This is a genomic window from Streptomyces sp. NPDC020489, from assembly GCF_044386545.1.
Classification (GTDB): domain Bacteria; phylum Actinomycetota; class Actinomycetes; order Streptomycetales; family Streptomycetaceae; genus Streptomyces.
Map to the genome: position 1 here is coordinate 37,587 of NZ_JBIRUZ010000008.1, position 23,503 is coordinate 61,089.

20 protein-coding genes are annotated in these 23,503 nt (G+C 72.9%); 9 read left to right on the forward strand and 11 right to left on the reverse strand.

Translation table 11 applies throughout. The features are described from left to right. The first annotated feature begins 29 nt into the window (after positions 1–29). Entirely contained in the window at positions 30–830 is an 801-nt protein-coding gene (locus ACH41F_RS22300; protein ID WP_398837078.1) for a sugar phosphate isomerase/epimerase family protein, read from the forward strand. A gap of 119 nt (positions 831–949) precedes the next feature. Next, positions 950–2,281 carry an MFS transporter gene (locus ACH41F_RS22305; protein WP_398837080.1) on the forward strand — a complete coding sequence of 444 codons (1,332 nt, stop codon included), beginning with the start codon at positions 950–952 and terminating at the stop codon, positions 2,279–2,281. Here the strand turns inward: ACH41F_RS22305 and ACH41F_RS22310 are convergent. Continuing rightward, positions 2,265–2,834, reverse strand: a complete 570-nt coding sequence (locus ACH41F_RS22310) for an RBBP9/YdeN family alpha/beta hydrolase (RefSeq protein WP_398837081.1) — start codon at positions 2,832–2,834, stop codon at positions 2,265–2,267. The genes ACH41F_RS22305 and ACH41F_RS22310 overlap by 17 nt on opposite strands. Positions 2,835–2,884: 50 nt before the next feature. Between ACH41F_RS22310 and ACH41F_RS22315 the strand changes: the two genes are divergently transcribed. Next, complete coding sequence (locus tag ACH41F_RS22315) at positions 2,885–3,829, forward strand: LysR substrate-binding domain-containing protein (protein WP_391235762.1); 945 nt, start codon at positions 2,885–2,887, stop codon at positions 3,827–3,829. A 254-nt stretch (positions 3,830–4,083) separates the two neighbouring features. Here ACH41F_RS22315 and ACH41F_RS22320 read toward each other — a convergent pair whose 3' ends face one another. Next, positions 4,084–4,710 carry a GNAT family N-acetyltransferase gene (locus ACH41F_RS22320; protein ID WP_398837083.1) on the reverse strand — a complete coding sequence of 209 codons (627 nt, stop codon included), beginning with the start codon at positions 4,708–4,710 and terminating at the stop codon, positions 4,084–4,086. Positions 4,711–5,168: 458 nt separating this feature from the next. Here ACH41F_RS22320 and ACH41F_RS22325 point away from each other — a divergent pair, with 458 nt between their 5' ends. Together ACH41F_RS22325 and ACH41F_RS22330 are read left to right on the forward strand one after the other, a co-directional pair. Continuing rightward, positions 5,169–6,968 (forward strand): glycoside hydrolase family 3 N-terminal domain-containing protein, encoded by a 1,800-nt coding sequence (locus ACH41F_RS22325; protein ID WP_398837084.1) that lies wholly within the window; start codon positions 5,169–5,171, stop codon positions 6,966–6,968. A gap of 116 nt (positions 6,969–7,084) precedes the next feature. Further along, entirely contained in the window at positions 7,085–7,720 is a 636-nt protein-coding gene (locus ACH41F_RS22330; RefSeq protein ID WP_398837085.1) for a hypothetical protein, read from the forward strand. Between the two features lie 25 nt (positions 7,721–7,745). Here the strand turns inward: ACH41F_RS22330 and ACH41F_RS22335 are convergent, their stop codons facing one another. The 3 genes from ACH41F_RS22335 to ACH41F_RS22345 form a co-directional block, all read right to left on the reverse strand. Continuing rightward, positions 7,746–9,176: a S28 family serine protease gene (locus ACH41F_RS22335; protein WP_398837086.1), complete on the reverse strand. Its 1,431-nt coding sequence runs from the start codon at positions 9,174–9,176 to the stop codon at positions 7,746–7,748. A 121-nt stretch (positions 9,177–9,297) separates the two neighbouring features. Next, positions 9,298–9,684: a hypothetical protein gene (locus ACH41F_RS22340; protein ID WP_391235777.1), complete on the reverse strand. Its 387-nt coding sequence runs from the start codon at positions 9,682–9,684 to the stop codon at positions 9,298–9,300. Positions 9,685–9,802: 118 nt separating this feature from the next. Then, entirely contained in the window at positions 9,803–13,531 is a 3,729-nt protein-coding gene (locus tag ACH41F_RS22345) for an ABC transporter ATP-binding protein (RefSeq protein ID WP_398837087.1), read from the reverse strand. A 168-nt stretch (positions 13,532–13,699) separates the two neighbouring features. Between ACH41F_RS22345 and ACH41F_RS22350 the strand changes: the two genes are divergently transcribed. Then, positions 13,700–14,269: a hypothetical protein gene (locus tag ACH41F_RS22350; RefSeq protein WP_398837088.1), complete on the forward strand. Its 570-nt coding sequence runs from the start codon at positions 13,700–13,702 to the stop codon at positions 14,267–14,269. Positions 14,270–14,288: 19 nt separating this feature from the next. Here the strand turns inward: ACH41F_RS22350 and ACH41F_RS22355 are convergent, their stop codons facing one another. After that, complete coding sequence (locus tag ACH41F_RS22355) at positions 14,289–14,432, reverse strand: hypothetical protein (protein ID WP_398837089.1); 144 nt, start codon at positions 14,430–14,432, stop codon at positions 14,289–14,291. Positions 14,433–14,471: 39 nt separating this feature from the next. Further along, entirely contained in the window at positions 14,472–15,314 is an 843-nt protein-coding gene (locus ACH41F_RS22360) for a serine hydrolase (protein WP_391235788.1), read from the reverse strand. Positions 15,315–15,645: 331 nt separating this feature from the next. On the opposite strand from ACH41F_RS22360, the gene ACH41F_RS22365 reads away from it, so the two are divergent. Further along, positions 15,646–16,455 (forward strand): endonuclease, encoded by an 810-nt coding sequence (locus ACH41F_RS22365; protein ID WP_391235791.1) that lies wholly within the window; start codon positions 15,646–15,648, stop codon positions 16,453–16,455. A gap of 60 nt (positions 16,456–16,515) precedes the next feature. Here the strand turns inward: ACH41F_RS22365 and ACH41F_RS22370 are convergent, their stop codons facing one another. Continuing rightward, a complete protein-coding gene (locus tag ACH41F_RS22370) occupies positions 16,516–18,204 on the reverse strand; it encodes a thiamine pyrophosphate-binding protein (RefSeq protein ID WP_398837091.1) in 1,689 nt (562 codons plus the stop codon). Beyond that, positions 18,201–19,169: an agmatinase gene (gene speB / locus ACH41F_RS22375; protein ID WP_391235797.1), complete on the reverse strand. Its 969-nt coding sequence runs from the start codon at positions 19,167–19,169 to the stop codon at positions 18,201–18,203. Before speB ends, ACH41F_RS22370 begins: the two co-directional genes overlap by 4 nt. Before the next feature lie 135 nt (positions 19,170–19,304). On the opposite strand from speB, the gene ACH41F_RS22380 reads away from it, so the two are divergent. Together ACH41F_RS22380 and ACH41F_RS22385 are read left to right on the forward strand one after the other, a co-directional pair. Continuing rightward, positions 19,305–20,768: a PucR family transcriptional regulator ligand-binding domain-containing protein gene (locus tag ACH41F_RS22380; RefSeq protein WP_398837092.1), complete on the forward strand. Its 1,464-nt coding sequence runs from the start codon at positions 19,305–19,307 to the stop codon at positions 20,766–20,768. A gap of 62 nt (positions 20,769–20,830) precedes the next feature. Then, complete coding sequence (locus ACH41F_RS22385; protein WP_391235803.1) at positions 20,831–21,619, forward strand: phosphatase; 789 nt, start codon at positions 20,831–20,833, stop codon at positions 21,617–21,619. A 22-nt stretch (positions 21,620–21,641) separates the two neighbouring features. Here ACH41F_RS22385 and ACH41F_RS22390 read toward each other — a convergent pair whose 3' ends face one another. After that, positions 21,642–22,619, reverse strand: a complete 978-nt coding sequence (locus ACH41F_RS22390; protein WP_391235806.1) for a cation diffusion facilitator family transporter — start codon at positions 22,617–22,619, stop codon at positions 21,642–21,644. Positions 22,620–22,624: 5 nt separating this feature from the next. Continuing rightward, entirely contained in the window at positions 22,625–23,497 is an 873-nt protein-coding gene (locus ACH41F_RS22395; protein ID WP_391235808.1) for an acyl-CoA thioesterase domain-containing protein, read from the reverse strand. Positions 23,498–23,503 lie beyond the last annotated feature (6 nt).

Genomic DNA, 23,503 nt, shown 5'->3' on the forward strand with positions numbered 1-23,503 from the left:
TCCGGGGCTGACGCGTAGAGTCCGGGGGCATGAAGCTGGCGTTCTCCACTCTCGGCGTCCCCGGTCTCCCCGTCCCCGAGGTGCTCCGTCTCGCGACCGCGCACGGCTATCACGGCGTGGAGCTGCGCGCGCATCCGGAGGAGGCCGTCCACCCGGGTATCGACGCTGCCGCGCGCGCGGACGTGGCCGCCGAATTCCGGGCGGCCGGGGTGGAGGTCCTGGGCCTGGCCGGGTACGCGCGCGTGGCCGCGCCCGGCGACGACGAGCCGGTGCTCGACGAGATCCGCGCCCTCCTCGACCTCGCCCACGACCTGGGCGCCCCGTACATCCGCGTCTTCCCCGGCGCGAGCCCCGGGCAGCCCGCCGCGGAGGCCGACGCGATCGCGGCCCGGCGCCTGGGCACGGCGGCGCGGTACGCGGCCGACGTCGACGTACGCGTCCTGCTGGAGACCCACGACTCGCACCGCACCGGTGCCGACGCCATCCGTGTCCTCGGCCGGGTCGGCCACCGTCAGGTCGGCTCCCTCTGGGACGTCATGCACACCTGGCTGGGCGGCGAGCAGCCCTCGCAGACCTATGCGGCGCTCTCCCCGTACCTCGGTTACGTCCAGGTCAAGGACATCTCGTCGAGCGAGGACACCACCCCGCTCGCCCTCGGCGCCGGCGTCCTGCCGCTCGCCGAGTGCGTCGAGGTGCTCTCCCGGCACGGCTGGGACGGCTGGCTGTGCTGGGAGTACGAGAAGCGGTGGTACGAGAAGGCGGCGCCGCTGCCCGGGCTGCTGCGCGGCGGCCGTGAGCACCTGGCGCGGCTGCTGAACGACAGCGCGTGACCGGCCGCGCGCTCAGGTGACCGCCGCCGCGGGCGCGTGACTAATTCGGTGGCCCGGAGGCGGGCGGACGGTTAACGTCCCCGGGTGCCTCAGCCCACCCCGCTCCCGGTCCCGCTCTCATGAGCCTGTCCGACGTCCTGCTCGACGTACGGCCCCTGCGCACCTCCCCCGTCTTCCGGCGGCTGCTGTTCGGGCGCACGGCCTCCACGCTCGGCTCCTTCATGACCATGGTCACCGTCATGTACCAGGTCTGGGACATGACGCACAGCGCGGTCTGGAGCGGCGCGGTCGGCATCGCGCAGGCGGTGCCGATGGTCGCGGTCAGTCTGTTCGCGGGGGCCTGGGCGGACCGGGTGGACCGGCGCCGGCTGTTCCTCACCGGCACCGTCGGCTCGATGGCCTGCTCCCTGCTGCTGACCGTGCAGGGCTTCGCCGGGCACGCGCCGGTGGCCGTGATCCTGGTGCTGGTCGCGGTCCAGACGTCGTTCGCCGCGCTCGGCGCCCCGGCCGCGGGGGTGTTCGTCCCCAGGCTGCTGCCCAAGGAGCAGGTGGCCGCCGGTCTCGCCCTCCAGCAGGTCTCCGGCCAGGCGATGATGCTGGTCGGCCCGGCGGTCGCCGGGGTCGTGCTCGGCTGGTGGGGCATCGGCGTCTGCTACCTCGTGGACACCCTGAGCTTCGCGCTGTCGTTCTACGGCGTTTACGGACTCCCCGCGCTGCCGCCCGAGGGCGACAAGTCCCGCCCCGGGGTGCACGGCGTCCTGGACGGCCTGCGCTTCCTGACCGGCCACCGCGTGGTGCGCGGCGCGCTGCTGACCGACCTGGCGGCCACCGTGCTGTCCATGCCGACCAGCCTCTTCCCGCTCGTCAACGAGGAGCGCTTCGGCGGCGATCCGCGCACGCTGGGGCTGTTCCTGTCCGCGCTGGCGGTGGGCGGGGTCGCCGCGACGGCCCTGTCGGGCCCGGTGACCCGGCTGGCCCGCCCCGGTCCGGTGATGCTGTGCGCGTCCGCGACCTGGGGTGCGGGGCTGTGTCTGTTCGGCCTGACGACCAGCGCCTGGCTGGGGCTCGGCCTGCTCGCGGTGGCGGGCGCGGCGGACGCCCTCGCCGTCCTGTCCCGTACGACCATCGTGCAGACCCGCACCCCCGACGCCCTCCTCGGCCGGGTCACCGCCGCCGAGACCATCGTCGGCCAGGCGGGCCCGCACCTCGGCAACCTGCGCGGCGGCCTGGTCGCGGGGTGGACCTCGGGCGCCACGTCCCTGGTCACGGGCGGGCTGCTGTGCGTGCTCGCGGTGGCCTACGTCGGCACGAGCACTCCGCAACTGCGAGCGGCTCCCCAGGAGGACGGGTCCGACCCCGGCAAGGACGACTCCATCGAGGGCGCGACCCTCACGGACGACCCTCTCACGGACGGCCCCCTCAAGGACAGCCCCCTCACGGACGGCCCGTGATCCTCGTCCCCGGGTCCAGGCACCAGTCCAGCACGGCGGGCCAGGGGCCGTACCCGGCGTCCAGGTCCAGGTGACCGGCGCCGGGGAGCAGTTCGGTGCGCAGGCCGAGCGGGTCGCCGTAGACCGCGCGGGCGCCCCCGGGGCAGTACGGGTCGTCGTCGCCGGCCACCAGGAGGGTCGGGCCCGGGAGGGCGAACTCCAGCGGGGGCGGGGCGAATCCGGCGACCTCGGGATGCTGTGCGAGGACGGCGGGCGCGGGCGGGCCGACCAGCAGGACGCGCTCCACGTCACCGGTCCCGGCCGTCCCCCGGGCCACGGCGTGCAGCCACAGCAGCGCGGAGGCGCTGTGGGCGAGGACGACGTCCGGCGCGTCCTCGGCGAGGTGCCGGGCGAGTGCGCCGAGCCAGGTCTCCAGGTCCGGGTCGTCGGGGTCGGGCAGCTGGGGGTAGGCGACCCGGTGGCCGAGTGCGCCGAGACGGTCGGCGAGCCAGTGCTGCCAGTGGGCCTCGGGACGGTGGTTCTGCCAGCCGTGGAGGATCAGGTAGGCGGTCATGGCGTCGATGGTTTCCGATCCCCGGCCCTCGGTCCAGTTAACCTTTTTCGATGGAACACTTAAGCCAAGCCTTCACCGTCGATCTGCGGCGCCTGACCGTCCTGCGTGAACTCCAGCGCCGGGGCAGTCTGGCGCGCACGGCCCAGGCCCTGCATCTGACGCCGTCGGCGGTGTCGCAGCAGATCGCGGCCCTGTCCCGGGAGATCGGCGCTCCGCTGACGGAACGGGACGGCCGGGGCGTACGCCTCACCGGCCAGGCCCGGGTCCTGCTGGCCCACGCCGACGCGATCGCCGCCCAACTGGAGCGGGCGCGGGCCGACTTGGCGGCGTACGGGAGCGGCGGCCGGGGTTCGGTGACGATCGGCTGCTTCTCCAGCGCGATCCTGGGGCTGCTGCCGGGGGTGCTGCGAGCGCTGGCCGAGCGGCTGCCCGAGGTCCGGGTGGACGTGGTGGAGTCGGAACCGCCGGACCTCTTCACGGCCCTGGACGCCGGGCAGGTGGACGTGGCGGTCGCCGTGGACTTCGCGGCAACGCCGCCGCACACGGACCGCCGCTACAGCCGGACCGACCTGCTCCGGGACGTGCTGGACCTCGTCGTCCCGGCGGACCATCCGCTGGCGGACCGTGAGGCCGTCGCCCTGCGGGAGCTGGCCGCCGAGACCTGGATCGCGGGCGACGCGCGCAGCTGTGTGGGCGCCATCGCCCGCGCGGTCTGCGCGACGTCCGGCTTCACCCCGGACATCCGGCACGCCGTCGACGACTGGGGCGCCGTGGCCGCGCTGGTCGAGGCGGGGGCGGGCGTGGCCCTGATCCCGCGCCTGGTCCGGCCGCTCTACGCGCACCGGCGGCTGGCGGCGCCGGCCACCCGGGGCGAGCAGCCCTCGCGGAACGTCTTCGCGGCCGTGCGCACGGGGTCGGAGACCGATCCGGTCCTGGCCGCGGTACGGGACCAACTGCGACTGTCGGCAGCCGCGTTGACCGACCCGGAAGCGTGACGCGTGCACGCGGCGGCGAGAGGGTGCCGCTCAGCCTCGCGGACTCCCGCGCCTGGTCCGGCCGCTCTACGCGCACCGGCGGCTGGCGGTGCCCGCCACCCGGGGCGAGCAGCCGTCACGGAACGTCTTCGCGGCCGTGCGCACGGGGTCGGAGACCGATCCGGTCCTGGCCGCGGTACGGAACCAACTGCGGTTGTCGGCAGCCGCGTTGACCGACCCGGGAGTGTGACGCGCTTGCGGCGAGGGGGTGCCGCTCAGCCTCGTGGATACCCCGCCACCCGCTTCTCCAGTCGTTCCCGGCACCGCGGCCACTCCGCCGCCGTGATGGAGAAGATCGCGGAGTCGCGGAGCCGGCCGTCCTCGCCGGGGGCCCAGGAGCGCGACCAGTTGCGCAGGACACCCTCGAAGCGGGCGCCGACGCGCTCGATCGCCGCGCGGGAGCGGGCGTTGCGGGCGTCCGTCTTCAGGTCGACCCGGGAGACGCCCCACACCTCGAACGCGTGCCGGAACAGCAGCAGCTTGGCCTCGGCGTTCACGCCCGTGCCCTGGGCCGAGCCGGACAGCCAGGTGAAGCCGACCTCGACGGCGTCGAGCCGGTCCTCCGACAGCCAACTGCGCGGCTCCCAGAAGGAGGTGGCGCCCACCACCCGTCCGGTGGCCACCGCGATCTGCGCGTACGGCGCGAGCCGTCCCGTGGCCGCGCGGGCGAGTTGGGCGTCGAGGTAGGCGGGCACCTCGTCCGCGCGCGGCACCCAGGTGAACCCGTAGGTCCCCCGCTCCTCCTCCGCCGCCTCGGCCAGCCCGGCGGCGTGCCGGTGCGCCAGCGGCTCCAGGCGCACCAACGCGCCTTCCAGGACCGGCCCTTCCAGGGTGAAACCCACCGCTCGATGCTCCCTCACACCTCGGCCAACGCCTCGTGGAAACCGGGGAAAGTCTCGCGTACCCGCCCCGGGTCGTCGAACGAGATTCCCGGCACCGTCATCTCCGCACCCGGGGTCAGCGCAGCCGCGGCTCATCCGTCCCGTTGGCCCCGGGCTCACCGACTTCCGGGATTCCGGGCCCAGCCGGGAACCCCGCCCGACCCCCGCTCGTCCAACCGGCAGGCTGTCGGAGAGTCACCGTGGTGCGGTGTCGGCCTCGCTGCTGGCTGCGAACGCTGACCCACCCTCTCCGCCGTACCGCGGCCGACAGCACGCCGCCATCGGCGCGCCCCCCTCCAACAGCGCCGATGGCGGCCCCTTCCCCAGTACTGTGCGCTCCCTTGACTGGCAGAAACTTCCCGGATATTGGTGATTCCTCGGAAGTTTCCTTCAACGGATCACCTCCGGAAGGAGCGCACGTGCCCTCCAGACGTACCGTCCTCGCCGCCTCCGCGGGCGCCGCCGCCACGCTCGCCCTGGGCGGGACCGCCCACGCGGACCAGAACACGCACGACGACACCAGACTCCGCTCCCTCATCTCCCGCATGACGCTGCCCGAGAAGGTCGGCCAGCTGTTCGTGATGCGGGTCTACGGCCACTCCGCCACCGCCCCCGACCAGGCCGACATCGACGCCAACCTCAAGGAGATCGGCGTCCGCACGGCCGCCGAGCTGATCGACCGGTACCGCGTCGGCGGCATCATCTACTTCACCTGGGCGCACAACACCCGGGACCCGCACCAGATCGCCGACCTCTCCAACGGCATCCAGAAGGCGTCCCTCTCCCTGCCGCGCGGGCTGCCGGTCCTCATCTCCACCGACCAGGAGCACGGCATCGTCTGCCGGGTGGGCGAGCCCGCCACGCTCTTCCCGGGCGCCATGGCCCTCGGCGCGGGCCGTTCGCACCGGGACGCCCGCACCCTCGGCCGGATCGCCGGGCGGGAGCTGAGGGCGATGGGCATCCGGCAGAACTACTCCCCGGTCGCCGACGTCAACGTCAACCCGGCGAACCCGGTCATCGGCGTCCGGTCCTTCGGCGCCGACCCGGACGCGGTCGCCGGGATGGTCGCCGCCGAGGTCGCCGGGTACCAGCGCGCCCGGCAGGTCGCGGCCACCGCCAAGCACTTCCCCGGGCACGGCGACACCGCCGTCGACAGCCATTACGGTTTCCCGGTCATCACCCACACCCGCGCCGAGTGGGAGAAGCTCGACGCGCCGCCGTTCCGTGCCGCGATCGCCGCGGGCATCGACTCGATCATGACCGCGCACCTCATGGTCCCGGCCCTCGACGACTCCGGCGACCCGGCCACCCTGTCCCGCCCGATCCTCCAGGGCATCCTGCGCGAGGAACTCGGCTACGACGGGGTGATCGTCACCGACTCCCTCGGCATGGAGGGCGTCCGCACCAAGTACGGCGACGACCGGGTGCCGGTGCTCGCGCTCAAGGCGGGCGTGGACCAGTTGCTCAACCCGCCCAACCTCGCCGTCGCCTGGAACGCGGTGCTGAAGGCCGTCCAGGACGGGGAGCTGACCGAGCGGCGGCTCGACGAGTCGATCCTGCGGGTGCTGCGGCTGAAGGCGAGGCTGGGACTGTTCAGGGAGCCGTACGTCGCGCAGGCGGACGTGACCCGCACGGTCGGCATCCCCGCCCATCTCGCGCAGGCCGACCGGATCGCCGAGCGGACCACGACCCTGCTGGTGAACGAGGGGCACCTGCTGCCCCTGTCCCCGCGCAGGCTCCTGGTGACGGGCGCCGACCCGGCCTCCCCCTCGGGGACGACGGGCCCCCCGACCGGCGTGCTCACGGCCGCGTTCAACGAGCTCGGCTTCACGGCCACGGCCCTGTCCACCGGTACGGCACCCTCGGCGGCCACGGTCGCCAAGGCGGTCGCGGCGGCGCGGGACGTGGACGCGGTGGTGGTGGCGACGTACAACGTCTCGGCGACCAGCGGCCAGAAGACCCTGGTCGAGCAGCTGCTCGCGACCGGCAGGCCGGTCATCGCCCTCGCCGTCCGCAACCCCTACGACGTGGCCCACCTGCCCGGCGTGCCCGCGTACCTGGCCTCGTACGCGTGGACCGACGTCGAACTGCGGGCCGCCGCACGGGTGATCGCGGGGAGGGTGGCGCCGCGCGGAAAGCTGCCGGTGCCGGTGCAGCGGGCCGACGATCCGGCCGCGGTGCTCTATCCGATCGGGCACGGACTGTCGTACCCGACGTAGCGCGCGTACGCCGCGCACCCGGCGTACGCCCCCCGAAGGGCGCAAAGCACCCCACATGTCTGGCGTGGGCCCGCCGCGGCGGGTCACGCTGGACGCGGGTATCCGGGGGGACGGCGATGCGTGAGAGATGTTCCGTGGGGGTGGTGTGCGCGCTGCTGGCGCTGCTCGCCGGTCTGCTGGCGGGGTGCCGGACCGCGGCGGACGGGAACGCCACGGACGCGGACAGCCGGCTCGGCGAGGTGGTGGCGCCCACCCGCACCCCGGGCCACGGGAGCGAGTTCCTCGGGGTCGACGAGTGCAGTTCCTTCGGCACGACCAGCTTCACCGAGGTGGCGTGCACCAGTGAGCGGGCGGCGGCACGGGTCGTGGCGCGGTTCGACGGGACGGTGGGCGACGGTCCGCTGTGCCCGGGGACCACGGACTTCGTGCTGCACATCAGCGCCCAGAGCCCGGCCGGCGACGAGGACGGCGACGGGGCGGTCCCGCGGGGCTACGCCTGCATGCGCAACCTGGCCCCGCCGCACCCGGGCGACCCGGGTGGCGGGGGCGGGCCGCGCACCATCGTCGGCGACTGCGTCTACGGCTCCGGTGACGGGCAGGTCCGCGAGACGTCGTGCGACGGCACGGGCGAGCGGAAACCGCAGTACGAGGTGACCAAGGCGGTCGCGAGCCGCGCCGGGTGCCCGGTCTCGACGGCCCTGTACGTGCAGCTGCGGGGCGAGCGGCCGGTGGGCTGCGCCCGGCCGGTCTGAGCGACGGCCGGGCGCGGCACCGGGGTTACGGACGCAGCGTGGGCTCGCGCTCCACGTCCCTGACGTCCAGCCTGCTGTCGAACTTCGCCAGCGGCTTGGCCGCGGCGACGGCCGTGTCGGAGACACCGGCCCAGTCCAGGATGCGGGCGGTGGCGAAGGCCTTCTGGTCGGCGACCAGACCGGCCACGTTCGCGCCGTGGTTCATGCCGGGGGCGGTGAAGACGTAGGAGTCCTTCGCGCCCTTGCCGAGGTGGAACGGCTCGGCGCCCCACGGGTCGTTCTGGCCGTAGACGTAGAGCATGTGACGGGCGTTGTGGCGCACCCAGGTGTCCACGTCGCGCATCGCGTACGGCTGGAACTTGGTGGCGATGTCCCGCGGCACGAAGTTGCGCGGCGGCTGGTAGCCGTAGCGGATGTACTTCTTCTCGATGTGCGGGAACTTGATCGTCGGCGCGCCCAGCTGGGTGGCCGCCTGGTAGTAGTACGGCGTGTAGGGCGTCAGGCCCTGGTCGGTGTAGAACGAGAACCCGGAGACCGTGTCGATCGAGTTCCAGATCTGGTCGTCGGTCGCGGTCTTGGCGTCCGGCGGGATCAGCTCGTCGTCACCGCAGTTCTCCAGCAGGTTGTACTGCCAGAAGCCCCACACGTAGTCCAGGACGACCGCCTCGTAGGCCCGGTCGAGGCTGCCGACGGTGGAGAAGGTGTAGCCCTCGGCCGCCGCGAGCGCCGCGTACTTCTTCTCCAGCGGCTCCCGGCGCACCAGCGCCTCGCGCTGCACCGCGTTCAGGCGGTCGCGGCACTCCTTCGTGCCGACCTTCGCGAAGAAGCGGTCGTAGGCGGAGTCCTCCTTGTTCACCACGTCGTTGGGGGCGACGTAGGCGACGACGCCGTCCATGTCCTTGGGGTAGAAGCGCTCGTAGTAGGTGGCGGTCATGCCGCCCTTCGAGCCGCCCGTGGTGATCCAGTTCTTGCTGTAGACCTTCTTCAGCGCCTTGAAGACGCGGTGCTGGTCGCTGGCGGCCTGCCAGATGTCCAGCTTGCTCCAGTCGGCCGGTTCGGGCCGGGAGGGGGTGAAGTAGCGGTACTCCAGGGAGACCTGGTTGCCGTCCACGATCTGGGTCGGCTCGCGGCGACTGGGGTTCGTGGAGACGTTGTAGCCGCTGGTGTAGAAGACCGTCGGGCGGGAGACGTCCTTGTGCAGCACGGTGATCCGCTGCTGGAACGTGCCCTTGGACGGGTGGCGGTGGTCGACCGGCTGGGTGAAGCCCAGGACGAAGAAGCGGTACCCGGTGTACGGCTTCTCCTCGATCAGGCTCACCCCCGGTATGGAGAGCAGCCTCTCCTTGATGTCGGTGGTACCGGTGGCCTCCGGCTGGGCGGCGGTGGCCGCCCCTGCCGTGCTCAACGTGCCGATGAACACGGTGAACGCCAGCAGCCATCTGAGCGCCTTGCGCATGCACCCTCCCCTGTGAGACAGATGTGCGAGCGGAACGTATCGGAGCAACTCCCGTACGCACCAGGGGAAGCAGGGAAAACCCTCGGTTATTGGCGGGATCGCCCGCCCGGGCGGAGGGGTGTCACAGCCGTACCCAGCCCCCGGTCGAGTACGAGCCGCCGCCGACCCGCCCCTTGATCCACACCTTGCGGCTGCCGACGTAGGACCACACCGGACCGGCGCGCTTGGTGTAGACGCCCTGGTCGACGACCGCCTCGAAGCCCCGGGCCCGCAGGCTGACCATCATGGTGCGCGGCGTGCCGACCCGCTTGGGGACGGTCACGGCACACAGCGACTGGCCGCGCCGGTAGACCTTCACCGAGCCGGTGGAGAAGGTGTACGTCCGGATCTTGCGCCCCTCGCACTGCGTGTCGGCGGCCTGCGCCTGACCCGGTGCCGCGATCCCCAGCACCCCGGATGCGGTCACCACGGCAAGACCGACGGCCAGCCGCCGCCGTATCGCCCCCATGGCCACTGTCGTCCTCCCGTACCCCGGCGATGAGCGTACTGGTGTACGGACGCAGGACATGTGTCGGATGGTTGCACGCCCGTCACCGAAGCAGGCCGGGGCCCTCCGCGGCCGGCCCTCACGCCGCCGCGGTCGCGTCCTCCCCCACGAAGGTGCGCCACAGGGCCGCGTACCGGCCGCCCAGGGCCAGCAGCTCCTCGTGGGTGCCGTCCTCCACGACGCGGCCGTGGTCCATGACCACGACCCGGTCGGCGCGGGCGGCGGTGGTGAGGCGGTGGGCGACCACGAGGGTGGTGCGGCGGCCCGCCAGGCGGTCCGTGGCCTGGTTGACCTGGGCCTCCGTGGCGAGGTCGAGGGCGGCCGTGGCCTCGTCGAGGAGGAGGATGTCGGGGTCGACGAGTTCGGCGCGGGCCAGCGCGATCAGCTGGCGCTGGCCGGCGGAGAGGTTGCGGCCGCGTTCGGCGACCTCGTGGAGGTAGCCGCCGTCCAGGGTCGCGATCATCTCGTGGGCGCCGACCGCGCGGGCCGCCGCCTCCACCTCGGCGTCCGTGGCGTCGGGACGGCCGTAGGCGATGGCGTCGCGGACCGTGCCCTGGAAGAGGTACGCCTCCTGCGGGACGACACCGAGGTGGTGCCGGTACGACGTGAGGTCCAGTGCCCGCAGGTCCGTGCCGTCGACCGTCACCCGGCCCGCCGTCGGGTCGTAGAACCGCGCCACCAGCTTCACCAGGGTCGACTTGCCGGCGCCGGTCTCGCCGACGAAGGCGACGGTCTGCCCGGCGGGGATCCGCAACTCGACGTCGCTGAGCGCCTCTTCTTCCTCGCCGTAGGCGAAGTGCACGCCCTCGAAGGCCACGTCGCCCCGCAGCGAGAGCACCTCCATCGGCTCCTCGGCCGCCTTCGTCGACGTCGGCTCCCGCAGCAGCTCCTGGATCCGGCCCAGCGAGACGGTCGCCTGCTGGTAGCCGTCGAAGACCTGGGAGAGCTGCTGCACCGGCGCGAAGAACAGGTCGATGTAGAGCAGGTACGCCACCAGAGCTCCGGTGGTCAGCGTCCCGTCGTCGATCCGCCCCGCGCCCGCGACCAGCACGGCCGCCGCGGCGGCCGAGGACAGCAGCTGCACGAAGGGGAAGTAGACGGAGATCAGCCACTGCCCCCGGATCCGCGCCTGCCGGTAGCCGTCGCTGCGCTCCGCGAACCGCACCCCGCCGTCCCGCTCGCGCCGGAAGGCCTGCACGATCCGCAGCCCGGCGACGGACTCCTGGAGGTCGGCGTTGACCCCCGACACCCGCTCACGGGCCAGTTCGTACGCCTTCACGCTCGCCCTGCGGAAGAAGTACGTGGCGACGATCAGCGGCGGCAGCGTCGCGAACACCAGCAGCGCGAGCTCCACGTCGAGCACCAGCAGGGCGACCATGATGCCGAAGAAGGTGACGACCGAGACGAACGCGGTGACCAGGCCGGTCTGGAGGAAGGTCGACAGCGCGTCGACGTCGGTGGTCATGCGGGTCATGATCCGGCCGGTCAACTCCCGCTCGTAGTAGTCGAGTCCGAGCCGCTGGAGCTGCGCGAAGATCTTCAGGCGGAGCGAGTAGAGGACGCGCTCGCCCGTCCGTCCCGTCATCCGGGTCTCACCGACCTGTGCCGCCCACTGCACGCCCACGGTGACCAGTCCGAGCAGCGAGGCCGCCCACACCGCGCCGAGGGCGAGTTCACCGACACCGGAGTCGATGCCGTGCCGGATCAGGATCGGCAGCAGCAGCCCCATGCCGGCGTCCACGGCGACGAGCCCGAGGCTGATCAGCAGGACGGGGCCGAAGCCGTGCAGCAGCCTGCGCAGGCCGTAGGACTCCTCCGGGGTGACCGCGCGGGCCTCGTCGATGTCGGGGGTGTCGGTCGCCGGAGGCAGCGCCTCGACCTGGGCGAGCAGCTCCGGGGTGGCCGGCGTGCCGGCCGGCGCCGTGTCCCGGGAGTCGCGCTCCCCGGCCCACAGCCGGGGCGTGATGCCGCGCTCGGCGTCGAACTCGGCGTCCAGCTCCTCCCGTACGGAGGTGTCCTCGCGGGGCGCGGGGGGCGGGGCGTGGCCGGGCGAGACGCCGCCGAGCTCGTCGGGGTCGGTGAGCAGGCGCCGGTAGAGCGCGGACCGCCGCTGGAGCTCCTCGTGGGTGCCGAGGTCGGCGAGGCGGCCCTGGTCGAGGACGGCGATGCGGTCGGCGAGGTTCAGGGTGGAGCGGCGGTGCGCGATGAGGAGGGTCGTGCGGCCCTGCATGACCTGCTTCAGCGCCTCGTGGATCTCGTGCTCGACCTGGGCGTCCACCGCGGAGGTCGCATCGTCGAGGACGAGGAGCCGCGGGTCGGTGAGGATCGCCCGGGCGAGGGCGACGCGCTGGCGCTGGCCGCCGGAGAGGGTGAGGCCGTGCTCGCCGACCATGGTGTCGTAGCCCTCGGGCAGCTCGGCGATGAAACGGTCCGCCTGGGCGGCGCGGGCGGCCTTCTCGATCTCCTCCTGGGTGGCCTCGGGACGGCCGTACGCGATGTTGGCGCGGACCGTGTCCGAGAACAGGAAGGAGTCCTCGGGGACCAGGCCGATCGCCGCCCTGAGGGAGTCCTGGGTGAGTTCGCGGACGTCGTGGCCGCCGACGAGGACGGCGCCGTGGGTGACGTCGTAGAAGCGCGGCAGCAGCAGGGAGACGGTGGACTTGCCGGAGCCGGAGGAGCCGACGACGGCGAGGGTCTCGCCGGGCCGGATCTCGAAGCTGAGGCCGTCGAGGACGGGTGGCCCGTCCGCGTACCCGAAGGAGACGTCGTCGAACTCGACGGTCGCGGGCGCGTCGGCGGGCAGTTCCTTGGTGCCGTCCTTCATCGACGGCTCGGTGTCGATGAGCTCCAGCACCCGCTCGGTGCCCGCGCGGGCCTGCTGGGCGACCGTGAGGACCATGGCGAGCATCCGGACCGGGCCGACCAGCTGGGCGAGGTAGGTGGAGAACGCGACGAAGGTGCCGAGGGTGATGTGGCCGCGGACCGCGAGCCAGCCGCCGAGGGCGAGCATCGCGACCTGCCCCAGGGCGGGGACGGCCTGGAGCGCGGGGGTGTACCGGGAGTTGAGGCGGATGGTGCGCAGCCGCCCCGCGAAGAGCCGCCGGCTGACCTCCCGCAGCTTGCCGGTCTCCTGCTCCTCCTGGCCGAAGCCCTTGACCACCCGGACCCCGCCCACGGCCCCGTCGACCACGCCCGCGACGGCGGCGGCCTGGGCCTGGGCGTACCAGGTGGCGGGGTGCAGCTTGCTGCGGCTGCGCCTGGCGATCCACCACACGGCGGGCGCGACCGCCAGCGCGACGGCGGTGAGCGGCAGCGAGAGCCAGGCCATGACGACCAGAGAGACCACGAACAGGGCGAAGTTCCCGATGGTCATCGGGAGCATGAACAGCAGGCCCTGGATCAGCTGGAGGTCGCTGGTGGCCCGGCCGACGACCTGGCCCGTGGACAGCTCGTCCTGGCGGCGGCCGTCGAGGCGGGTGATCGTGCCGTACATGTCGGTGCGCAGGTCGTGCTGGACGTCGAGGGCGAGGCGGCCGCCGTAGTAGCGGCGGATGTAGGTCAGGACGTAGACGACGAGGGCGGCGCCCATGAGGAGGCCCGCCCAGGGGGCCATGTCCCGGCTGTGGTCGCCGATGACGTCGTCGATGATCACCTTGGTGATCAGCGGGACCAGCGCCATGACGGCCATGCCGACCAGCGAGGAGCCGAGAGCGAGGACGACGTCCTTCGGATACCGCCAGGCGTATCCGGCCAGTCGCCGTGCCCAGCCGGCTCGTTCCCGCCCGGGCCCTCCCTGGTGCGCGCTCACGCGGGTGTCCTCCGTCGGTCGGTGAGTGGTCCTGATCTTCCGGAAGGCACCAACGCGAAAAGAACCGGATTTCATCCCTCCGCAACAATCGGCCTGAGTGCCGCTGCTCAGACCGGCTGAGTAGCGGAGCGCTGCCGCACGCCGCCCCCGGCCGCTTTGATCGACGGCATGAAGTCGACGATCATGGTCCCCGTGCTCGGTGTCGCCCTCGTGGCGCTTCTCGGGCTGACGGCGAAGGGGTGCGAGGCGATGCAGGGCGGGCCCGTGCACAGCACCGAGGAGTTCCGGGCCCATGTCCGGGCCACCACCCGGGCCGGCGAGGACGTCTACCGGGCGCTGTCCCCGGCGCCGTCCGGTGAGCCGTACGCCTCCCAGGAGGGCAGCTCGTCGTGTGTGGACGACCTCGGCTTCGACGAGAGCGGTGTCACCCGGGACGAGCCCTCCTTCACCTGGGACCTGGACTTCGCGGGCGAGGAGGACTACCGCGCGGCGCTGGCGTCCCTGCGGGCCACGTGGCGCGCGGACGGCCGCACGGTCGAGGAGGTGGACGACGGCATCGCGACCACCCTCGACGACGGGATCCGGGTGACGCTCCACCTCGGCCACTACGACGGCGAGCCCGAGCTGCGCGCCGAGGGCACGTGCATGCGCTACCGGGACAGCTACGGCGACGCCTACGACTACCTGTTCGACGACAACGGCGATGGGACGGTCGACGCGTACGAGCGCCCGCGGTGAACGCGCCGGGTTCCCACCCTCACGAGAGCAGCTCAGGGTCGGTGGGGGTGGGGGCGTTGCCCGTCCGGGCGGCGTGGGCGGGGTCGGCGGCGGTCACGCAGGTGGCCGCCGCCGGGCCGGCGGTCAGGGTCGCGAGTGCGGTTCTGATGCGCGTGGCCGTCACCGTAGGGCGGGTGGGTGACGGGCGGGCGTCCGCCGGGCGTCAGGACGCGGCGAGGTCCCGGTGGATGACCTTGGCGACGCCCTGGATGGTCGTGATGCCGTAGTTCATGGTGCTGTTGCCGTGCGTGAGCACCGTCATCACGTAGTCGTGCCCGCCGCCCTTGAAGGTGCCGACGCTGTGCACCCGCCAGCCGTGCGTGGAGCGCTGGAGCCAGCCGTTCTTGACGTGCACGGAGACGTTCGAGCCGGCGCCGTACGGTGTGCCCCAGCGCTGGGACGACACGACCTGTCCCATCAACTTCGAGATGTAGGCGCGGGAGTTGTCGCTGAGGACCGTGTTGCTCGCGGTGATCAGCTTGAGCAGCTTCTGCTCGTCGGTGACCGTGATCTGGGTCAGGCCCCAGTAGCCGTTCGCGCCGGGCTTGGTCTGGGTCATGCCCGCCGCGGCGAGGAAGCCCTTGATCTTCGTCATGCCCAGCTGCTTCCACAGCTTGCTGGTCGCGTCGTTGTCCGACTTGGTGATCATCGCCTTGGCGAGGGTGTTCTCGCGGTCGGTGAGATACCGGTCGTTCCTCTTCGCGTCCCACAGCAGCGTGGCGAGCACGGTGACCTTGACCACGCTCGCGGAGTCGTAGGCCGTGCCGGCCCGCAGGGTGCAGGTCGTCTTGGTCGTACGGTCGTACAGGCCGACCGCGATGGTCCCCTTGCGGTTGGCGAGCGCCGACGTGATGTCCTTCTTCAGCTTGCCGGCGAGCCCGGCGGTGGCCGACGTGCAGCTGACGGTCGGCGCGGTGGCCGCCGTGGCGGGTGTGGCGGCGGCCACGCACGCGACGAGCGCGCCTCCGGCCACCCATCTCGCACGCCTCGATATCCCCTGTGTCATGCCCTGTTGACTCACGAGTTCGACCGAAAGGTTGCACGAGTCGGGGAATGAATGTGCGATCCGTTACCGGTCTCTGGGGCAATTCGCACGAAAACGCCCGGTACATGGACCCGTCCGACGCCGGGTGACACACCGGCCCCCACGACGGCCACCAACAGCCCTCCGCCCACGGGCCGGAGGGCCTTTCGGTATGCCAACTCGCGTAGAAGAGGGGCGATATGCCGTTTCCGGTCATCTGATCGACATGTACCGGCCATTTACAGGAGCGCATGTCCATGTCACGCTCCCGATTGCCCGCTCCATTCAACACGCGTAGAACGGACAGCCCCCGATGCCCGTGAGACCCATACGCACCCGCCGCGCGAAGTCCCTGGCGCTCGCCGTCTCGGCCGTACTCGTCGCCCTCGCCACCCCCACGCTGACCGCGACCCCGGCGGCGGCGACCACGACGGCCTACGACTCGACGTACTACAAGAACGCGATCGGGAAGACCGGCACGAGCCTGAAGTCCTCGCTGCACACGATCATCAGCAGCCAGACGAAGATCTCGTACTCCGCGGTCTGGGAGGCCCTGAAGGTCACCGACCAGGACCCGAACAACAGCAGCAACGTGCTCCTGCTCTACAGCGGTGTCTCCCGCAGCAAGTCCCTCAACGGCGGCGACCTCGGCGACTGGAACCGCGAGCACACCTGGGCCAAGTCCCACGGCGACTTCGGCGAGGTGACCGGCCCCGGCACCGACCTGCACCACCTGCGCGCCTGCGACGTCCAGCTCAACAGCATCCGCGGCAACCTCGACTTCGACAACGGCGGCAGCGCCGCCACCAACGGCGGCGGCAGCACCGTCGACTCCGACTCCTTCGCGCCGCGCGCCGCGGACCGGGGCGACGTGGCCCGCATGATCCTCTACATGGCCGTGCGCTACGAGGGCGACGACGGCTTCGCCGACCTGGAGCCCAACGAGAAGGTCGGCAACGGCTCCGCCCCCTACATGGGCAAGCTCGCCGTCCTCAAGGCCTGGAACGAGGCGGACCCGCCGAGCGCCTTCGAGGAGCGCCGCAACCAGGTCATCTACGACACCTACCAGAAGAACCGCAACCCGTTCATCGACCACCCGGAGTGGGTCGAGGCGATCTGGTAGCAGTGCCGCCGCTGGACCGCTGACCCGTACCGCCGGGGCCCCACACCCGCGCGGTGCGGGTCAGCTCCGCAGATGCGTCGGCGCGAACATCCGCAGCACCGCGGGGAGGACGACCACCGACGGTCCGGGCTCGCCCAGCGCCTTCGCCAGGTCCGCCTGAAGCGTCTGCGGCGTGGTCCGCACACCCGGGACCCCGAACGACCGCGCCAGCGCCACGAAGTCCGGGCGGCTCAGCTCGGTGCCCGTCGCCTCCCCGAACGCGTCGGTCATGTACTCACGCAGGATGCCGTAGCCGCCGTCGTCGACGATCAGCCACGTCACGTCGAGGTCGTACTGCCGTGCCGTGGCCAGTTCGGCGATCGAGTACAGCGCGCCCCCGTCGCCGGACACCGCCAGCACCGGCCGGGTCGGGTCCGCGACCGCCGCGCCCAGGGCCGCCGGGAAGGCGTAGCCGAGGCCGCCGGCGCCCTGCGCGGAGTGCAGGAGGTTGGGGCCCTGGGCGTCGAAGGCCGACCAGGCCCAGTAGGCGAGGATCGTCATGTCCCAGAAGGACGGGCAGCCGGCGGGCAGCGCCTTGCGGACGGACGCCAACACGTCCTGCTCCAGGGTGAGTTCCTGGGCGGCGATGCGGTCGGAGACCTTCGCGAGGACGGCACGGACCCGTTCGGCGGCCTCCTCGTCCTGTCGCGGCGACACCGTCTCCAGCAGCGCCTGCAACGCCAGTCGCGCGTCCGCGTGGATACCGAGCGCGGGGTGGTTGGACTCCAGCTTGCCGAGGTCGGCCTCTATCTGGATCACCCGGCCGCGCGGCCTGAACGTGTGGTAGTTCGAGGAGAGTTCACCGAGCCCCGAGCCGACCACCAGCAGGACGTCGGCGTCCTCCAGGAAGTCCGTGGTGTGCCGGTCCTCGATCCAGGACTGGAGCGACAGCGGGTGCTGCCAGGGGAACGCGCCCTTGCCGCCGGGGGTGGTGACCACCGCGGCCTTCAGGGCCTCCGCCAGCTGCCGCAGCTTGCCGGACGCGTCCGCCCGTACCACTCCCCCGCCCGCGATGATCGCCGGCCGGGCCGCGTTCGAGAGCAGGTCGGCCGCCACCGCGGTCAGTTCGGGGCGCGGCGGCAGCTCCTCCGGGAACGCGTCGCCGCCCGTGACGACCGGGATCACCGTCTCGGCGAGCAGCACGTCCTGCGGGATCTCCACCCACACCGGCCCGTGCGGGGCCGTCAGCGCCGACCTCCAGGCCGCCTCGATCGCGGAGGGGATCTGGGACTGGCTGCGGACGGTGTGCACCGACTTCACCACGCCCCGGAACGAGGCCGCCTGGTCCGGGAGTTCGTGCAGATAGCCGTGGCGGCCGCCGCCCAGCCCCGCGGTCGGGACCTGGCTGCTGATCGCCAGCACCGGGGCGGAGGCCGCCGCCGCCTCCTGGAGCGCGGCCAGGGAGGTCAGCGCCCCCGGCCCCGTCGACAGCAGCAGCGGCGCCGCCTCCCCGGTGATCCGGCCGTACGCGTCGGCCGCGAAGCCCGCGTTGTTCTCCATCCGCAGTCCGACGTAGCGCAGGCCGGACCGCCGCAGCGCGTCGAACATCCCCAGCGCGTGCTGGCCCGGCAGTCCGAAGACCGTGGTCGTGCCGAGCGCGGCGAGGGTCTCCACGACCAGGTCTCCGCCGGTGCGGCCGGCAGGGGGGTTCAGCGCGGCGGCGGTCTGCGCCTGCGTCGGACGGAGCACCAGGTCGTGGTCGTGGGTCACTGCGCGCGGGCCTCTGCAATCTGGCGGGACATGATCGTGGTCAGTTCGTACGCCGTGTGGGACGCGGCCACCGACGTGATCTCCGCGTGATCGTACGCGGGGGCCACCTCGACGACGTCCGCCGAGACCAGGTTGCACCCGGCCAGCCCGCGCAGGATCTCCAGCAGTTCCCTGGACGTCATGCCCCCGGCCTCCGGCGTGCCCGTGCCGGGCGCGTGCGCCGGGTCCAGGCAGTCGATGTCGATGGAGATGTAGAGCGGCCGGTCCCCGATGCGCTGGCGGAGCTGGTCGGCGACCTCGTCGGCGCCCCGGCGGTAGATGTCCGCGGACGTGACGATGCCGAAGCCCATCTTCTCGTCGTCGGTGAGGTCCTGCTTGCCGTAGAGCGGTCCGCGGGTGCCGACGTGGGAGAGCGCCTCGGTGTCGAGGATGCCCTCCTCCACGGCCCGCCGGAACGGGGTGCCGTGGGTGTACTCGGCGCCGAAGTAGGTGTCCCAGGTGTCGAGGTGGGCGTCGAAGTGGAGCAGGGCGACCGGGCCGTGCTTCCTGGCGACCGAGCGCAGCAGCGGCAGCGCGATGGTGTGGTCGCCGCCGAGGGTCATCAGCCGGGCGCCGGTGGCCAGCAGGTCGTCCGCCGCGGCCTCGACCGTCTCGACGGCCTCGTTGATGTTGAACGGGTTCACCGCGATGTCGCCGCCGTCCGCCACCTGCGCGAGGGCGAAGGGGGAGGCGTCCTGCGCCGGGTTGTAGGGCCGCAGCAGCCGGGACGCCTCGCGGATCGCGTTGCCGCCGAAGCGGGCGCCCGGCCGGTAGGAGACACCCGAGTCGAAGGGCACGCCGATCACGGCGACGTCGGCCCGGCCGACCTCGTCGAGGCGGGGCAGTCGCGCGAAGGTCGCGGGTCCGGCGTACCGCGGGATCCGGGAGGAGTCGACGGGGCCGCGGGGCGTCTCGTTGCTGGTCATGAGGTACTGCCTTCTTTCCTGCGCGCCGTCGCGCACGGAGCGATACACGTCATCGCCACACTAGGTGGCCGGACCGAGCCTGCGAAGTGTACGTTTCATCCATTCAGGCGGTACGGAGTGAAGGAAACGCACATCATGCCGGAGCCCGCGGTCCCGCCCACTCCCCCGGTGCCCCTCGCGGCGCTCCTGGCCCGTGAGGACCTCGGCCTGCGGCAGATCGCGGGCCCCCGCGACCCCGCCACGACGATCCACTGGGCGCACGCCTCGGAGATGGCGGACCCGTACCCGTACCTGCTGGGCGGCGAGCTGCTGCTGACCGCCGGCGTCCATGTCCCGCGGCAGCAGGCGGCGGGCCTGGGGAGCTACTTCGCCGACTACGTCTCCCGGATCGTGGCGGCGGGCGGCGCGGCCCTCGGCTTCGGCGTGGCGCCGGTGCACGACACGGTGCCGACGGCGCTGGTGGCGGCCTGCGACTCGGCCGGGCTCCCGCTCGTCGAGGTCCCGCCGCGGACCACCTTCTCCGGGGTGGCCCGCGCGGTCTGGCAGCTCATGGCCCAGGCCCGCCTCGCCGAGCTGCGCCGGGTCACCGAGGCCCAGCAGAGCCTGGCGGCGGCGGCCTCCCGCCCGGACCCGGTGCCGTCCGTGCTGCGCCGGCTGGCCCAGCGGGTCGGGGGGTGGGCCGTGCTGTACGGGCCGGAGGGGACGGAGGTCGCCTCGGCGGGCCGGGCCCCCGGCGACGCCGTGCGCGGCGCGCTCGCCCGGCTGCCGCAGATCGTCAGCGGCCGCGCCTCCTCGACCACCACCGCCACCGACACCGTCGCCGGCACCCACCTCGCCGCCTACGGGCTCGGCCCGGGCCGGGGGTTCGTGCTCGGGGTCGCCTCGCCCGAGGGGGTGCCCGGCGACCACACCATCGCCTCCGTCGCCGCCGTCCTGCTCTCCCTGCTCACCGGCGAGCACCGGAGCGGCTCCGGCGCGGCACGGTCCTTCGCCCTCGTACGGCTGCTGCTGGGCGCCCCGCCCGAGGAGGTGGCCGGGCTGCTGGGCGGCGGGCGGTGGGTCGTCGTGCACGCCCGTCCCGACGTGCGGGCGCCCGACGCCGTCGCCGCCTCGGCGCTCGGGGCCGCGCTCGGGTCGCCGCTGGTGGACCTGGCGGACGACGTCGTACGGGTCCTGGTGCCGGCCGAGCGGGACACCGCGGCACAGCCCGGCTGGACCCTCGGCGTCAGCGCCCCCGCCGCTCCGCGCGACTGGCCGTCCGCGGACACCCAGGCCGCCCGCGCCCTGGCCCGCGCCCGGGCGACCCGCACCGCGCTCGTCCGGCACGGCGCCCGCCCGGCGCTCGCCGCACTGGTCCCGCCCGACGCGGCGGCGGCCCACGCCCGCGCCCTCCTCGCGCCTCTCGACGGCCGGCCGGCGCTCACCGAGACCCTGCGCGCCTGGCTCTCCCTGCACGGCAGTTGGGACCGCACCGCCGTCGCCCTCGCCGTGCACCGCAACACCGTCCGCCAACGCGTCGCTCGTTGCGCGTCCCTGCTGGAGGCGGACCTGGACGACCCGGACGTACGCATGGAGTTGTGGTTCGCCCTGCGGCAGTGACCCGCGTCCCAGCCGCCGGTCCGCCCGGCACGCCCGCGGCCCTCTGCCTCACAATGGGCAGCATGCCGATACCCGGGACCCCCAGCCGCGCCGAGCTCGTCGACCACCTCGTACGGACCCGCATCGCGGGCGATGTCGCGACGCCCCGCGAGAACAACCTCTCCCACTACCGTCAGCTGGCCAACGGCGTCCGCAACTTCTGGCTCGGCCTGGAGCTCGGCGACCGCTGGACCGACGAGCAGGACGTGCTCGCGGTGATGGCGGAGCGGGTGGGCGTCAACGACGACCCGGAGTACCGGTACGGCCAGGACACCATCGACCCCGAGCTGACCGTGGACGGCCTGGAGCGCATGGCGGCGCGGCTGCGCAAGGCCGCCGACGGTCGGCAGCGCGTCCTGTTCGCCACCGGCCACCCCGGCGGGCTCCTGGAGGTCCACCACTCCACGGCCGCCGCGCTGCGGGCCGCCGGCTGCGAGATCGTCGTGATCCCGGAGGGGCTCCAGACGGACGAGGGGTACGTCATGCAGTTCGCGGACGTGGCGGTCCTGGAGCACGGGGCCACCCTGTGGCACACCCACTCCGGCGAGCCGATGAAGGCGATCCTGACCGGGCTGGAGCGCGAGGGCCGTCCGCTGCCGGACCTGGTGGTCGCGGACCACGGCTGGGCGGGGTACGCCGGTCAGCACGGCGTCGACTCCGTGGGCTACGCCGACTGCAACGACCCGGCGCTCTTCCTCGCCGAGGCGGAGGGCACCGTCCAGGTCACGGTCCCCCTCGACGACCACGTCGTCAGCCCCCGCCACTACGACCCGATGACGGCGTATCTGCTGGCGGAGGCGGGGCTGGCGTAGGGCGGCGGGCCGGACCCCGGCGTCACGGCCAGGGGTTCAGCCCCTGCGTCCGGTCCTGCGCGTACCCCGGTGTCGGGTCCAGGTACACCCGGCTCACCCCGGGGAACGCCGCCCGCAGCCGCAGCTCGGCCTGTTCACAGGCCCACTCGATCTGGGCCGCCGTCGACACGTCCCGGAAGTCGACCTTGGCCGCGACCAGCGCCTCCCGCGGCCCCTGGACCAGGGTGGTCAGCTCCAGCACGGCCTCGATGTGCTCCACCGCCAGCAGCTCGGCCCGGATCCGCTCCCGCATCGGCTTCGGCAGCGGCCGGCCGATGAGCAGCTCGGCGTTGGACCGCCCGAGCACCCAGGCCACGTAGAGGAGCAGCAGCCCGATGAGCAGGGAGGCGATCCCGTCCCAGGCGCCGGAGCCGGTGAGCTGCCCGCCGAGCAGGCCGCCCGCGGCGAGCAGGAGTCCGATGAGCGCGGCGGAGTCCTCCAGGACCACGGCCTTCACGGCGGTGTCGGGTGTGTGGCGCAGATAGACCCGGAAGGGCGCCCGGAACCTGGCCGCCTCGCCCCGAGCCTGCTTGACGCCGGTCCGCAGGGAGTAGCCCTCCAGCAGGAAGGCGACGCCGAGGACGACGTACGACACGAGCGGGTCGCCGAGTTCCTCGCCGGCGACGAGGGTGTGGACACCGTCGTAGAGGGAGAAGACCGCGCCGCCGACGAAGGTGGCGACGGCGGCGAGCATCGCCCAGATGTAGCGCTCGGGCCCGTAGCCCAGCGGATGGTCCTCGTCGGCGGGCTTCTCGCTGCGTTTGAGCGCGGTGAGCAGCAGCAGCTCGGTGACGGTGTCGGCGACGGAGTGGGCCGCCTCCGACAGCATCGCGCTCGATCCGCTGATGACACCGGCGACGGCCTTGGCCACCGCGATGCCGAGATTGGCGACGGCGGCGACGATCACCGTGAAGGTGGACTCGCCGCCGCCGTCGTCCTCGGAAGTGCTGCCGCTCGTCATGCCCTTCAGTTTTCCCGAGGTGAGCGGACCACGCCTTCCTGGATCACCGAGATGGCGAGCCGTCCGTCCCGGGTGTAGATGCGCGCCTGGCCGAGACCGCGGCCGCCGTGCGCGGAGGGCGACTGCTGGTCGTAGAGGAGCCACTCGTCGGCGCGGAAGGGGCGGTGGAACCACATCGCGTGGTCCAGGGAGGCGCCGACGACGTCCCCGACGGCCCAGCCGCCGCGCCCGTGGGCGAGGAGGACCGAGTCGAGCAGGGTCATGTCGGAGACGTAGGTGGCGAGGACGACGTGCAGGAGGGGGTCGTCCGCCAGCTTGCCGTTGGTGCGGAACCAGACCTGGGAGTGCGGTTCGCGCGGCTCGCCGAACTTCCCGTACGGCGGCTCGTCGACATAGCGCAGGTCGATCGCCTCGCGGGCCTCCAGGAACTTCTCGATGACGTCGGGGGCGATGTGGGCGTAGCCGCGCAGCCGGTCCGCGGAGGTGGGGAGGGTGGCCGGGTCGGGGGCGGGCGGCATGGGGGCCTGGTGGTCGAAGCCGTCCTCGTGCCTCTGGAAGGAGGCGGACAGCGCGAAGATCGGCTTGCCGTGCTGGACGGCGACCACGCGGCGGGTGGTGAAGGACCGGCCGTCGTTCAGGGGCTCGACCGTGTACACGATGGGGGCGCCCGGGTCCCCGGTGCGCAGGAAGTACGCGTGCAGGGAGTGGGCGAGGCGGTCCTCGGGGACCGTCCGTCCGGCGGCGACGAGTGCCTGGGCCGCGACCTGGCCGCCGAAGACACGGGGGACGATCGCGGGCCGGGAGCGGCCGCGGAAGATGGTCTCCTCGATCTGCTCGAGGTCGAGCAGATCGAGGAGATCCTGAAGTGCCTGACTCATGGAGCC